Raw genomic sequence first — 13,678 nt, 5'->3', positions numbered from 1 at the left:
TTCCGGATTCCGGTCCCTGAGTCCCCGTCACTACCTTCGACCGTGCCCGCCGGACCGGCCGGCCCGGAGTCCAGGGAGCAGCGATGCCGACGACCGCCACCACCAGCCGGCCCGGCTCCGCCCTGCTCGGCCCCCAGGAGCGCGAGGTGCTCCGCGCGGTCGGCTGCGGCCTACGGGACGACGAGATCGCCGCCGCCCTCGCCCTCACCGAGGACGCCGTGGCCGGACAGCTCGTGCGGATCCTCGGGAAGCTGGGGCTGCGCGACCGGGCCGCCGCCATCGTCCACGCCTTCGACTGCGGGCTGGTCTCCCCCGGCTGCGGCCCCCGGACCGGGCTGGGGAGCCCGGTGCCGCAGCGCACCGCCCGCCGTACGGCCGGACCGAAGGTGCAGATCTCCGTGCTCGGACCGCTGCGGGCCTGGCGGGACGGACGGCCGCTGGACCTGGGGCACCTGCGCCAGCAGGCCGTGCTGGCGGCGCTGGCGCTGCGCGCGGGGCGGACGGTCAGTCAGCAGGAACTGCTGGACGGGGTGTGGGGGTCGGAGCCACCGGTCACCAACGTGGTGCCGGTGCACGTCTACCGGCTGCGCAAGACCCTGCGGATCGGGGACAGTCCGGACTCGGTGATCGGGCACGACCGGCGTGGCTACCGGCTGGTCGCCGACGCGGCCGAGGTGGACCTGGCCCGGATGGAGAGCCTGGTCACCGATGCCGGGGCGGCCCATCGGGCGGGAGACCCGGTCGAGGCGGTCCGCCTCTGCACCCGGGCGCTGGACCTGTTCCGCGGGGAGCTGCTGGCCGGCCTGCCCGGTCCGCTCGCCGAGTCGGAGCGGCTGCGGCTCGCCGAGCGCAGGATCGCCGTCGCACAGCGGAAGTCGGAGTGGCAGCTAGGGCTGGGTCAGTGCGCGGAGGCGATCGCCGAGTTGTCCGCGCTGTCCGCCGAACACCCCCTGAACGAGCCGGTGGCGGCGATGCTGATGGGTGCGCTGTACCGGTGCGGCCGGCAGGCCGACGCCCTGGCCGTGTTCGGCCGCGCGCGCCGCCGGCTGGCCGAGGAGCTGGGGGTTCCGCCGAGCCGGATGCTGCGGCGGACGTACCAGATGATCCTGTGCGGGGACGAAGCCGGCCTGGGCCTCACCGCCGTCACGCGGTGAGGCCCGGGCCGGCCGTGGCGCCCCGGTCACCGGGGCATCACGGTCACGGTCAGGAGGCGAAGGCCCGTTCCAGCCGGGGGATCAGGTCCCTGAGGTCCTGTTCCCAACAGCCGGCGCTGTGGCCGCCGTTGCACTGGGTGCCCCAGGCCGAGCCGTCACCGTAGTCGACGTAGTAGTAGGGCATGCCCAGGGCGTCCATGTGGTCCTTGACGTGCTTGGAGGCGCCTTCGAGCCAGAACTCCAGGTCGGTGGGCACGCCGCGGCCGTTGCCCACGTAGATGGAGACCCCGACACCGGAGAGCTTGTCCATGTGCTGCGACGGGTCGGCCGCGTTCCACCGCCAGTCCGCGTTGAACACCGGGTAGGGCGTTCCGAACAGGGCGTCGCTGTCCACACCGGGCTTGTACGGGTCGTTGTTCGGGTCGCCGCAGAACCCGGAGGCCGAGCCGCAGAGCGCCCCCTGCGCGTCGATCAGGGAGGCGACGACGGCCAGCCGCAGGTCCATGGAGTCGACCGACAGGTCGATGTCCCCGGACAGGGACGCGGTCTGGCTGAACAGCTCGGGACGGTCCTGGGCGTAGTGGAGGGCCCCGAACCCGCCCATCGAGACGCCGGCGATCGCCCTGGCCTTCTTGGTGGCGACGGTCCGCAGGTTCGCGTCGATGAACGGGATCACCTGGTTGAGGTGGAAGTTCTCCCAGTTCTGGGCTCCGACCTGGGTGTTCTGGTTGAGCCAGTTGGCGTACCAGCCCCGGGCGCCGCCGTCCGGGATGACGGTGATCATGGAGTTCGAGCTGGTCAGCGCCGGATAGTTCTGCTGGACGGGATCGTCGGGCGAACCGTGCAGGAAGTACAGCACGGGGTAGCGCCTGGCCGGGTCGTCGTAGTAGCCGCTCGGCAGGACGATCTTGATGTGGTGTTTGCCGGTGACCTCGGGCGTGGTCACGGTGAGGTAGAAGTTGGTCGGTCCGCCCACGGCCGGTTCGACCTGGGTCAGGCCGAACCTGTCCGCCATCGGCGGCGGCGCCCCGGTGCCACCGGCGGCCCGCACCGCACTCGTGGTCGTGGCCGTTCCCACGATGGCGGCCAACAGGGCCACCACCATGCGCCACCGGCTCCATGTCCTGCTCACGGTGTTCCCTCCTCGTGGGTGTCGCGGGTGTCGTGCTCGCGCGGCGCGGAACATCAGTCCAGCACCTTGATCTCCAGGGCCGGTGAGGCCGCGATCTGGTCCTCCGTGTACCGTTCGGTCACCCACTGGCCGGCCGAGAACAACTTGGTCTGGTCCGCGTAGTGCGGCGAGTTCGGGTTGGCCGACTGGGAGTAGGCCAGCAGCGAGGCGGACTGCGGCGGGCCGTCCGCGGTGAAGCTCGTCTGCTGGATGAAGCTGGAGCCGAAGGTGACGTCCAGCTTGCCGTCGACCGTGCCGAAGGTGACCACGTTCAGCACGCCCAGTTCGTGGATCGCCCCGTGGATCGGGATCTGCTCACCGTTGCGGGTGATCTTCTGGGTGTCCGACAGCGGTGCGTTCAGCGGGATGCCCGCGTTGCGCAGCGCGAGGACGGCCCGGGCGAGCGAGTTGCGGACGGCGTCGTTCCCGGCGTCCAGCGAATTCGGCGTGTGTACCGGGTCCTTGGGGTCGAACGGGACCCGCCACGGCAGTTTCTCGATCGCCTGCCCATTGCCCAGGAAGTACCAGAAGTTCTCGAACAGCAGGGAACCCCGGCTGTCCGTACCGTACTTGTGGTTCCAGGCGGCCAGGATCGGGCAGGCCTCGCTGATGTTGACCAGGTTGCCGTCCACCAGGACCAGCCCGAACGGGGCGCCCTGGCAGGCACTCACCGTGGCATTGAGGGCCAGGTCGGCGGCCCGGCTGTTGTCGGAGAACAGCAGCTGCCGCATGTTCTCCGGGGTGAAGCCCCGTCCCGGCAGGCCGTCGTTGCCGTCGATCCGGTTCCGCGCGGTCAGGATCAGCTCCTGGGTGCGCAGCGTGCGGGCCGTCCCGCTGTCGCCCATCACCCGGGGGTAGGACAGCGGCTGGTCCGGATTGGCCAGCCAGGCGCTGTCGTTGGCGTTGCCCACGAAGTCGGACCGGATCAGTCGCGGCTGCTTGTGCGGGTCCAGCAGGCCCGGCGCGACGGCGTTCGGGTCGTTCGGCCAGTCGCACTCGCTGCGCTTGCCGTCGAAGATGGAGATCGGCGGCACGTTGGGCAGCCGCAGTACCTGGTTGAACAGCGCCTGGCCGGTCAGGGTGAGGCACGACTGGGCGTGCTCGTCGGTGATGTTCGGGGCGGCCTGGATGTCCGCGTACAGCGCGTTGCCCTTGCGGTCGGTGGCGACGGTGTTGAAGAAGGGCACGCCCTCCGTCGTCTCCAGGGCGTTCACCACGTCGTTGACGTCCTTGGCCTGGTCCAGACGGAACCAGGTGTTCAGGGCCCGCAGGTTGTCCATGTTCGCGTCGCGCACCGCGTGGGCGCTCACCACCCAGGGCAGCGGGTAACCCTGCATCGAGGTGGTGATCGGGCCGTAGCGGGTGGACCACAGTGTCCTGGTGACCCTGCCGAGGGAGCCGTCCGGGTTCAGCACGTCGACGCCGACCTGCTGCGAGGTCATCGGCGTCCAGGCGCCGTCCACCAGGTAGTTGGTGGGGTGCAGCGGGTCCACCTGCACGTCGAACAGCCCGAACGGGGCCACCGTGGCGACGGTGTGGCTCCAGGCGACGTCGTCGGTGTGGCCGATGTTCACCGCGGGGAGGCCGAGCAGGCTGGCCCCGGAGACGTTGAACTTGCCCGGGATGGTCAGCTGGCTCTGCCACATCCGGTTCTTGCCCTGCCACGGGAAGTGCGGGTTGGCCAGCAGCATGCTGGTGCCGCTACCCGCGGACATGCCCTGCGAACCGACCGCCAGGGCGTTGCTGCCCATGGCGCCCTGCTGATGGCTGGCGGCGATCGCCTCGCTGATCTTCGCCGCGGTCTCCTCCGGCGACACGGCCGGGGCGGCGGGGGCTGCCGAGGCCGAGGCTCCAGGGGGTGCGGCGTTCACCTCGCCCTCCAGCAGCGGATCGGCGACGCCCATGATGATCTCGGCGTGGGCGTGCCGGTAGACGTCCAGCTCGGTGATCGGCCGCACCCAGGCCTTGCCTCGGCATGCCGGGTCGGAGATGTTGTCCACGCCGGTCTCGGCCAGGTAGCGGTTGTACCCCCGGACGTAGCCGCTGATGGCCTCCTTGACCTCCGGTTCCGGCCCGTTGGGGGCGGGCTGTTCGAGCTGCCGCTCCACCACCCGGTTGTCGTTGATCCGCTGGAAGTAGAAGTCGCTGTTGAGGTTGGTGGTGGTGTTCTGGTTCTGGCCGGGGCTCGTCCTGCCGTCCGGCCCCAGGTAGCGGGACCGCTGGGCGTTCACCATCAGGTAGGTGTCGGCCAGAGTGCAGATGTTGTCCTTGGCCGCGGCATACCCGTAGCCCTCCCCGATCCCTCCGAGGGTCGAGGCGATGATGTGCGGGATCCCGTACTCGGTGTACCGGATCGTCGGCTTGTCCGGCCCCGGTGCGGCGGCGGCCGGTGCCCCGACCGCCGCCATCGTGCTCATCAGTGCCATCGCGGCCATGACCGCGATCGGCAGCCTTCCCTTGACTCTCCTGCGTGCCATCGGCCGTCCTTCCCCTGTCGGTCCGGGCACTTGACTGAACGCGGCCAGACTAGGGAGGGTCGATGACAACCCGATGAAGCGGGCGCCCCGTGGTTACGCGGGGTACCAGGCGCCGTTGTACCAAACCTCGTTGGCACTGTCGTTGTGGTGGTCCATGTTGAAGTCTTCGGGGTAGTTGTGGATGTGGTTGTACGGGTAGGTCCAGATGCCGGCGGACTCGTCGCAGACGTAGTCCCAGTGGCAGATCGTCTTGACGGGGATGTTGCCGAAGAACTTGTCGGCGCCGGCGAGCGGGGCGCCGATGACGCCGCCGAACGGCACCGCCCCGCCGTTGGCTCCGGGCGGGCCCTGACGCTTGGGGTCCGAGATGAGGATGGCGTTGACGTTGCCGAAGGTCTGCCAGTTCTCGGTGACCCAGACGTGCACCACGCCGGCCCCCAGGGAGTACCCGGCCATCTTGACGTGCTGGTCCGGACAGGCGGCGCGCTGGTCACGGACCAGCCGGTTCAGCTCGTTGACGCCCGCCCGGGTGCTCGCGCCGTTGGGGATCTGGGTGGGATAGCCGACGTGCTGCTGGATATTGCCGGTGAAACCATCGTTGTTCCACGAGCTGCCGGTGCCCCCGACGACGATCGTGTAGGTGCCGTCGCACGGAGCGGTCACGCGTGTGGCGGCAGCCTGTGCCGTGGCACCCTGTGCCGCCGTGAGCCCGACGGTCAGCAAGAGTCCGGCCGCCGCGGCCACAATCCTTCGTGCTCGCATGTCAATCCTCCCAAAGCAGTTGGCCCACCCGTCCACGCTCCGGCGCGGCACCCGGTCGACCGAGGTCACCCGACGACCGTGGCAGCACCCGATGACATCCCGATGAAGCCTCACCCGGGCGCAGCGGACCGCCCCTCGTCCCGGCCCCCGAGCACATCGACACCGAGCGTCCGACCCGCAACCCCACGAAGCCCCCGCTCACGCCCCGGCCCGCGGCGGCCGAGCAGCATCTGTGGACCGAGGAGCAGGCGGCTCGCTTTCTGCGCTTCACCCATCTCGTCGGCCCTCTGTATGCCGACCCCGCTGAGCCGGTGATCGGCACCGGCAAGCGCAAGGGCGAGGCCCTGGCCCTGCGCCGGGACGACATCGCTCAATGCCGAGGTCACCACCGGCGCTCTCCGAGCACTTGTCGCCTCATTAAGGGGTCGTCCCAGGTCAGGGTGCCTCTCGGCCAGCTGGTGGTCGCAAGCTGGTCGCGGGTAACCACTCAACGCGACCGACAATGGATATGCCGAACAACCTGCACATCCATTGGAAGCGATCACGATGCGCGCCATCGTCGATCACGGCCGGGTCTACCGCCGCTGCGGCTGCCGCGACCCACAGCACCACCAACTCGGCGCCCACCGCCCCGCCCTCACCTCCGACCCCGCACATGGCACCTGGACCTTCGCGGTCGACCTGCCGGCGCCCGCCCCCGGCCGCCACACCGTGCGCCGCGGCGGATACCCCACCGAGGACTCCGCCCGCGCCGCCCTGCGCCGACTACTCGAAGGCCACAACGGCGGCTTCACCGCGGACCCCAACCAGACCGTCGCGGACTACCTCAACGCCTGGCTCGAGCCAAGGCCCTGATCCTCAAACCGACCACCATGGCCCGCTACCGCGCCTACGTCACCAACGACCTCATCCCCGCCATCGGCAACATCCGCCTCGACGACCTCGGCTACCCCCACATCGCCGGCCTCGTCCACGCCCAACTCGCCCACGGACGAGGGCGCGTCACCGTCCACCAGATCCTCGCCACCCTCTCCAGCGCCCTCGGCGACGCCGTCCGCCACCACCGCCTGGCCACCAACCCCGCCCGGCCCACGGTCATCCCCCGCCCAGCCGCCGCCGAACGCCGCATCTGGACAACGAACGAAGCTGTCCGGTTCCTCCGCTACTGCCACGCCGTCGACCCGCCCTTCGCCGATCTCATCGAGCTGCTCGTCGGTACCGGCATGCGCAAGGGCGAAGCCCTCGGCCTCCACTGGAACGACGTCCACCTCGACCACGGCGTCCTGTTCGTCCGCTACTCACTCGCCGCCGTCGACAACAACCACCTCCTCCTCACCACCCCCAAGACCCGCACCAGCAAGAACTGGGTCGCCATCTCCCCGCGCGTCGCGACCGCCCTGCACAACCGCGCGGACGACCGAGCCATAACAGCCGCTGGCGCACCCGGCGGCGGGCTCGTCTTCCACCGCCCCGACGGCCGGCCGCTCCACCCCGAGTACGTCCTCAACCACTTCCACGACCTAAGCCGCGGTGCCGGCGTCTCACGCACCACCGTCCACGACCTGCGCCACCTCGCCGCCACCATCTCCATCACCGCCGGCGTACCCCTGACCGTGGTCTCCAAGACCCTGCGGCACTCGACCCTGTCCACCACCGCCAACATCTACAGCCACCTCACCACCCAAGCCGCCCGCGACGCTGTCGACACCATCGGCAGGACGCTCACCACCGTCAACGAAGTCGACATTCCCACGGGCCGTATCCCGAGGCCGCGACCACCCAGCGACCACAATCCACCGCTCCACAACCAACTCACACGCACCAAGAGGGCGGAAGGAGCAGCCAATTGCCGAAACCCTGACCAACCACCGCAGAACACTGCGACCACCATGCGACCACAAGTCGACGGAACAACAGAAAGGCCGCTCCCGCCAGAAGCGGAAACGGCCTCTGACCTGCAGTGTTACAAGTCGGGACGACAGGATTTGAACCTGCGACCCCTTGACCCCCAGCGGCCAAACCCGCTGGTCCCAAACGGTCCCAAGGCTCAGTACCGGCTTCGGACACGCCGAGTAACAGCACTCTGCCAGCCACCCGCTACACGCAGGAGATGACTCCCGAGACCTCGGCTTGTGGGTCCGCCTACTGCGAAGCCTCAGAGCGCGGATCAGGGACGCCTACCCACCGGCTACGTGCCGTGACCTCCCTGGCGGCGTGTCGTCCCGCGCGTGTTACGTCTCGGACTACTCCCGTTACCTGCCCGCGGACGTCCCGGCCAGGAAGGTCATCGGGTGGACGTACCTCGGCGCGACCGGCTCCGCGGTCTGGCTGATGTCGCTGGGCGCGCTGATCGCCTCCGTGCTGCCGACCCCCGACGTGATCGCGAGCCTGCAGCAGGTGGGCAACGACATCCTGCCGGGCTTCGGGGCCTTCGCCGTGGTCGTCTCCTCGCTGGCGCTGATCTCGATCATGTCGGTCAACGCCTACGGCGCGATGCTGGCCTCCACCAGCGCGGTGGACGCCTTCCGCAAGATCCGCCAGACGGTGAAGTCCCGGATCGCCAGCCGGCATCGTGGTGATCGAGCTGGTCGTCTTCGTCGTCGCGCTCGCGCTGCCCGCCGACTACCTGAGCAACTTCAACAACTTCGTGCTGCTGATGCTCTACTTCCTGGTCCCGTGGACCGCCGTCAACCTGGTGGACTTCTACTTCGTCCGCCGCGGCCACTACGCGATCACCGCGATCTTCGACCCGAAGGGCATCTACGGCCGCTGGTCCTGGCAGGGCCTGACCGCTTACACCGTGGGCTTCGCGGCGATGGTCCCCTTCTTCGCCACCTCGTTCTGGACCGGCCCGGCCGCCGAGGCTCTCGGCGGAGCGGACATCTCCTTCGTGGTCGACCTGATCGTCTCCGGCGCCCTCTACTACGCGCTCACCCGCGGGCTGGACCTCGATGCCGAGGCCGACGCGATGGCCGCCAGCCACCGCGAACTGGAGGGCGAGGACGCCCACGCCCCCGAAGACGGCCCCAATTCTGCCCTGGGGGTCCGAGAGTGAGCCTCCACACCACCGGCACCACCCGCATCGCCTGAGCCCAGCTCACGCTGGCCGTCGGCAAGCCGGAATCCAACCGCGCCGCCGCCCGCGAGGCGATCGAGCGCGCGGCCGCCGCCGGCGACCTGTGGCAGCGGTCAGGTTTCGAAGGTGCTGCTCGGGGGGTTACGGGTAGACCGCGGCGAGCAGGTCGCGGACGAAGCGGTCCAGGTCGTCCAGGCCGGCGGCGGCGAGGGTGTGGGGGCCGGCGTCGAGCAGGTGCGGGATGGCGGCCTGCAGGGCGAGGGTGACGGTGGCGGACCGTTGCGGGGTGACGGGCAGGCCGGCCATGCGCTGGGCATGCCCGAAGAGGGCGAAGTCGGCGGCGGAGATCGGGTCCAGGATCGCCGACAGCCAGGTCCGGCGGGCGGCCTCGGCCTGGAGTTCGAGGCAGGCGAGCATTCTGGCGCGGCCCGGTCCGGCGACGTTCTCCAACAGGCCTCTGATCATGGCCACCAGGCCCTCGCGGTCGCTGGGTCCCGGGCCGGCGGCCGCTAGCTGTTCGGTGATCATGCGGTACTGCTCGGCGCACCGTTCGGCGACCGTGCCCAGCAGAGCGTCCCGCGTCGGGAAGTAGTTCTTGGTGGTACCCGACGGCACCCCGGCGGCCGCGTCAACGGCCCGATGCGTCAGCCCGCGCCCGCCCGCCTCGGCCAGCACCTCGATGGCCGCATCGCGCAACTGGTCCCTTCGACCATGGTTCATCGTCAACTTCGCTTTCTCAATGCCTACTTGAATGTACCACCCCAGCCGTGGTACCACATGTGTGGTGGTGATTTTCCGAGGGGGAAGTCGATGGCCAAGTTCTGTGGACACTGTGGTGAGTGCGGATTCAAGACCGGATGGACCACTGAAGCTACTGCGGCGCAGCAGCTGCTCGATCACTATGCCCGGCGGCACCCGCGCGTCGAACCGGGCGGTGTCACTCAGATCAAGCCCGGGAACCCGGAAGGGCTGGGGTGCTTTGCCTGGGTCGTCATCCTGATCGTCGCGTTCCTCGTCCTCGCCATGTGCGCGCGCAACGGCGGTTGAGCATCTGCGTGCTGTGTTGAGGCCGGGCTGCCGGATCGTCCCGCCGCCCACCGGGCCGGGGAACACTGATGGCAGGACGTGACACGCTACTGACAGCCGGTTGGGGCCGGGTATCGCGAAGGGGCGGGACATGACTGGTCGGGGGGCGGTGCTCGGAGGTCGCTACATGCTGACCGAGCGGATCGGCGGCGGCGGCATGGGTGCCGTCTGGCGCGCCGACGACGCGGTGCTGAGGCGGCAGGTGGCGGTCAAGGTCCTGCACGCGGAGCTGCTGGAGAAGGGGACGTTCGCCCGCCGCTTCCGGCGCGAGGCCCAACTGCTCGCCGCGATCAGCCACCCGGGCATCGTGGACGTCTACGACTACGGGGAGAGCAGCGGCGAGGCGGAGGGCGAGCGGATCGCGTACATCGTGATGGAGCTCGTCGACGGGCGGCCGTTGGACAAGGTCCTCGCCGAGGACGGCCCGATGCCGCCCGAACGGGTGCTGAGCATGATCGCCACGGCTCTCGACGCACTGCAGGCCGCGCACCGGCAGGAGATCGTGCACCGGGACGTCAAGCCGTCCAACCTGATGGTCGGGGCCGACGGCCGAGTGACGGTGACGGACTTCGGCATCGCGCGGGCGCTGGTGAGCACCACGCTCACGGCGACCAACGTGGTGATCGGCACCGCGCTGTACATGGCCCCCGAGCAGGCCGGCGGCGGCGCCGTCACGGCGGCCTCGGACCTCTACTCGATCGGCGTGGTCTGCTACGAACTGCTCACCGGCACACCGCCGTTCACCGGCGAGAGCGTGGTCGAGGTCGCGCTCAAGCACGTCCAGCAGTCCGCGCCGGAGCTGCCGGAGGAGTTCCCGCCGGCGGTGCGGGAGTTCGTGGCGCGGGCGCTGGCCAAGCAACCCGGGGACCGGTTCGCCGACGCCGCGGCGATGGCGGCCGCAGCGCGGGCCGCGGTCGGTGACCGGTCGGTGCCGGTCGCCGCGGTGGTGCGGGCCGTTCCGCCCGCCGTCGCCGCGGCCGGGGCCCGGGCCGGGAACTCGTCGGTCGAGATCCCCCTGGTGGCGCCCCGGAGCACCGCCGAGCCCGGCACGAGGCGGCCGTGGCGCCGCTTCCTGGTGCCCGTCGTCGTCCCGGTGATCATCACCACCGGCGCCGGCACGGTCCTGCTGGTCGACCGGGTCCCGTTCCAGTCGCGGGGCGAGACCCCCGGCGCGCAGCCCGCCGTCTCCGTGTCCGCCGCCGCGATCACCGGCTCGCCGACACCGAGCACGCCGCCGGGCGGCGAGACGACGCCGGGCACCCCGCCGTCGGCCCCGTCCGAGTCCACCCCGGCGCCGGACCTCGGCGGCGGGTCGGCGGGCGGTGGCGGCGGAAGCATCGGCGGTGGCGGCAGTAGCGGCGGTGGAGGTGGCGGGAGTACCGGCGGTGGCGGGAGTACCAACGGTGGAGGCGGAGGTGGCGGTGGCGGGGCCGCGCCCAACCAGCAGACCCCGCCGCATCCGGCTCCCGGTGCGACCACGGCCAAGCCGCCCGCCTCGACCGTGCCGGCCGGGTGCGGCGGCGCGAACTGGGGCGCCATCGTCAACGTGGCCGACGGCCAGAAGCTCGGCCTGGCCACCGACAGCCCGTCGGCGGGCGCCGCAGCCGTCATGGGCGGGACGACCGCCTACGGCTGGGTCCGCTCGGCGCCGGACCCCGGCGGCTGGTACCAGTTCCATCCGTGCAACCTGAGCGGTCCGGCCCTCGTCCAGGGCGAGAGCGACGGGGGCTGGCCCGCCCAGAACCGGAAGGTGCAACTCTCGTCGGGCTTCAGCTTCATGACGACCTGGTCGGTGGTCACGGCGAGCACCTCGGGCGCCTACTACCTCCAGGCGGGAGACACCTGCCTGACCAACAACGGCCCGGGCAAGCAGGTCACCATGACCGCCTGCACCCCGGCCAACAAGTTCCAGGAATGGCGGATCCCCTAGCCTGCGCGTTTCATTCGGGGTCGCGTCCGGACCGGTCGTCGGCGGCTGGCCTGATGGTCCGGCTGACCCGGCACCCGGCCCGGTGGGACCGCGATGCCCCGGCCGTGCGAATCACCTCGATCCGGTGATGCCCGCTCACCTCGCCGGTGGTAGGGCTCAGTGACCATACCTCCCGGACAGGAGTCGGACATGAGTGAAGCACTCGACTGGAACGCGAAGACCATCGCGGAGTTCCGGGCGAACGAGGGACGGGTCGGCGGGGTCTTCGAGGGCGCTCCGCTGGTCCTGGTGCACCACCGCGGCCGCAAGAGCGGGCGGGAGTACGTCAACCCGATGATGTACCTCCCGCACGAGACCGAGCCGGACGTCGTCTACGTCTTCGCGACCAACGGCGGAGCCCCCACCGATCCGGACTGGTACCGCAACCTGGCTGCCGCCGGCACCGGCAGCGTCGAACGCGGAACCGAGACGTACCGGGCGACCGTCCGCGAGTTGACCGGCGCCGAACGCGACCGGGTCTACGCCGAACAGGCCCGGCGCTACCCGGGCTTCGCCGACTACGCACAGCGGACGGAAGGCATTCGCACCATCCCCGTGCTCGAACTCCGGCGGGCGTGACTCATGTCCACGGCGGTCAGGTACGACGGGTTCGGCGGGATCGCCGTGCTGCGGGTCGAAGAGGTGGAGCGCCCGGTGCCCGCGGCCGGTCAGGTCCTGGTCCGGGTGAAGGCCGCCGGCATCAACCCGAGCGAAGCGGCCATCCGCAGGGGGCGGTGGCAGACATCTTCCCGTCCACGTTCCCGTCCGGGCAGGGCAGCGACCTCGCCGGCGTCGTCGAGGAGGTCGGCCCCGAGGCCAGCGGGTTCCGGCCTGGTGACGAGGTGATCGGGTTCAGCAACGAGCGGGCCTCCCAGGCCGAGCTGGTCCTGGTCGAGACCGGCAACCTCACACGCAAGCCGGAGCGGGTCCCCTGGGAGGTCGCCGGCGGCCTGTACGTCGCCGGTGTGACCGCGTGGGGTGCGGTTCACGCAGTCCGCCCCGGGGCGGGCGAGACCGTCGTGGTCTCCGGAGCGGCCGGCGGAGTCGGCTCGCTCGCCGTCCAGCTCGCCCGCCGCACCGGGGCCACCGTCATCGGCCTGGCGAGCGAGCGGAACCACCACTGGCTGCGCAGCCGCGGCGTGATCCCGCTCGCCTACGGTGACGGTGTCGCGGACCGGATCAGGGCCGCCGCGCCCGGCGGTGTGGACGCTTTCATCGACACCCACGGCGACAGGTACGTCGAGCTGGCGCTCGCGCTCGGCGTCGCGACGGAGCGGATCGACACCATCGCCGACTTCGCCGCCGCCGGGGTGCGGACCGACGGTGGGACGGCAGCCGGGCCGGGCGCCGAGGTGCTCGCCGAGCTGGCCGGCCTGATCGCCGACGGACACCTCGAAGTGCCGATCGCGAACGTCTACCCGCTGGCCCGGGTCCGCGAGGCCTACACCGAACTCGAGCGCCGCCACACCCACGGCAAGATCGTCCTCCAGCCCTGACCCCGAAGGACCAACCCGTGAACACCACCACCGCCGACCTGATGCGCCGCAACCTCCTCGACGTCTTCGACGAACCGGACCCCGACCGCCGCGCCGCCGCCATCGCCGAGACCTACGCCGAGGACGTCGTGTGGCACGAGCCCGACCGCATCGTCCGAGGACGCGAGGCACTGGCACAGCGCGCCGCGGAGTTGCGGGCGCGGACGCCGGACTGGGTCTTCCAGCCGGACGGCCCCGTCTCGGCCATCGACGACCTCGGCCACCTCGGCTTCCGGTACGGCCCCGACGGCCAGGAGCCCGTCGTGACCGGCATGGACATCACCCGGTGCAAGGACGGCGTCATCGTCGAGCTCTACACCTTCGTCACCGAGGCCCGCCAGCCGGCCTAGATGCAATACCGGTGATTTAGGTTGATTTTTGGCGAGTCGGGGTGGTCTTGGTCGGTCCGACCAGGACGACGCCGGGCCGGCCCGGTCGTGGCGGGTCG

At 70.6% G+C, this 13,678-nt stretch carries 13 protein-coding genes and 1 pseudogene; 10 read left to right on the top strand and 4 right to left on the bottom strand.

Translation table 11 applies throughout. From position 1 onward, the window contains the following. Positions 1-83 precede the first annotated feature (83 nt). A complete protein-coding gene (locus ACFYST_RS00070) occupies positions 84-1,154 on the top strand; it encodes a BTAD domain-containing putative transcriptional regulator (RefSeq protein ID WP_387858732.1) in 1,071 nt (356 codons plus the stop codon). 49 nt (positions 1,155-1,203) lie between these two features. Here ACFYST_RS00070 and ACFYST_RS00065 read toward each other — a convergent pair whose 3' ends face one another. The 3 genes from ACFYST_RS00065 to ACFYST_RS00055 form a co-directional block, all read right to left on the bottom strand. Continuing rightward, complete coding sequence (locus ACFYST_RS00065) at positions 1,204-2,286, bottom strand: alpha/beta hydrolase (RefSeq protein WP_387858730.1); 1,083 nt, start codon at positions 2,284-2,286, stop codon at positions 1,204-1,206. A gap of 53 nt (positions 2,287-2,339) precedes the next feature. Then, a complete protein-coding gene (locus ACFYST_RS00060; RefSeq protein WP_387858729.1) occupies positions 2,340-4,802 on the bottom strand; it encodes a penicillin acylase family protein in 2,463 nt (820 codons plus the stop codon). Between the two features lie 93 nt (positions 4,803-4,895). After that, complete coding sequence (locus ACFYST_RS00055) at positions 4,896-5,564, bottom strand: cutinase family protein (RefSeq protein ID WP_387636880.1); 669 nt, start codon at positions 5,562-5,564, stop codon at positions 4,896-4,898. A 546-nt stretch (positions 5,565-6,110) separates the two neighbouring features. Between ACFYST_RS00055 and ACFYST_RS00050 the strand changes: the two genes are divergently transcribed. From ACFYST_RS00050 to ACFYST_RS00035, 4 genes and pseudogenes are all read left to right on the top strand, one after another. Continuing rightward, a complete protein-coding gene (locus tag ACFYST_RS00050) occupies positions 6,111-6,419 on the top strand; it encodes a hypothetical protein (RefSeq protein WP_387858728.1) in 309 nt (102 codons plus the stop codon). Positions 6,420-6,436: 17 nt separating this feature from the next. Continuing rightward, positions 6,437-7,678, top strand: coding sequence for a tyrosine-type recombinase/integrase (locus ACFYST_RS00045; RefSeq protein ID WP_387858726.1), 1,242 nt, complete (start codon positions 6,437-6,439; stop codon positions 7,676-7,678). Positions 7,679-7,778: 100 nt separating this feature from the next. Then, positions 7,779-8,030, top strand: a pseudogene (locus ACFYST_RS00040) (cytosine permease); the annotation flags it as partial. A 109-nt stretch (positions 8,031-8,139) separates the two neighbouring features. Next, a complete protein-coding gene (locus tag ACFYST_RS00035; RefSeq protein ID WP_387858725.1) occupies positions 8,140-8,619 on the top strand; it encodes a cytosine permease in 480 nt (159 codons plus the stop codon). A gap of 162 nt (positions 8,620-8,781) precedes the next feature. On the opposite strand, the gene ACFYST_RS00030 is transcribed toward ACFYST_RS00035, so the two are convergent. Next, positions 8,782-9,360 carry a TetR/AcrR family transcriptional regulator gene (locus tag ACFYST_RS00030; RefSeq protein ID WP_387858724.1) on the bottom strand — a complete coding sequence of 193 codons (579 nt, stop codon included), beginning with the start codon at positions 9,358-9,360 and terminating at the stop codon, positions 8,782-8,784. A 90-nt stretch (positions 9,361-9,450) separates the two neighbouring features. On the opposite strand from ACFYST_RS00030, the gene ACFYST_RS00025 reads away from it, so the two are divergent. From ACFYST_RS00025 to ACFYST_RS00005, 5 genes are all read left to right on the top strand, one after another. Then, positions 9,451-9,687, top strand: coding sequence for a hypothetical protein (locus tag ACFYST_RS00025; protein ID WP_387858722.1), 237 nt, complete (start codon positions 9,451-9,453; stop codon positions 9,685-9,687). A gap of 130 nt (positions 9,688-9,817) precedes the next feature. Further along, a complete protein-coding gene (locus ACFYST_RS00020) occupies positions 9,818-11,656 on the top strand; it encodes a protein kinase (protein ID WP_387858720.1) in 1,839 nt (612 codons plus the stop codon). Positions 11,657-11,845: 189 nt separating this feature from the next. After that, positions 11,846-12,274, top strand: a complete 429-nt coding sequence (locus tag ACFYST_RS00015; protein WP_387858719.1) for a nitroreductase family deazaflavin-dependent oxidoreductase — start codon at positions 11,846-11,848, stop codon at positions 12,272-12,274. A 155-nt stretch (positions 12,275-12,429) separates the two neighbouring features. Beyond that, positions 12,430-13,191 carry an NADP-dependent oxidoreductase gene (locus ACFYST_RS00010; RefSeq protein ID WP_387858717.1) on the top strand — a complete coding sequence of 254 codons (762 nt, stop codon included), beginning with the start codon at positions 12,430-12,432 and terminating at the stop codon, positions 13,189-13,191. Between the two features lie 17 nt (positions 13,192-13,208). Further along, positions 13,209-13,580: a nuclear transport factor 2 family protein gene (locus ACFYST_RS00005; protein WP_387858715.1), complete on the top strand. Its 372-nt coding sequence runs from the start codon at positions 13,209-13,211 to the stop codon at positions 13,578-13,580. Positions 13,581-13,678: the final 98 nt, after the last annotated feature.

The organism is Kitasatospora sp. NPDC004614 (genome assembly GCF_042873675.1).
Classification (GTDB): domain Bacteria; phylum Actinomycetota; class Actinomycetes; order Streptomycetales; family Streptomycetaceae; genus Kitasatospora.
The sequence above is the reverse complement of the archived record's forward strand: the minus strand, read 5'-3'. Positions and strand labels throughout refer to the sequence as shown.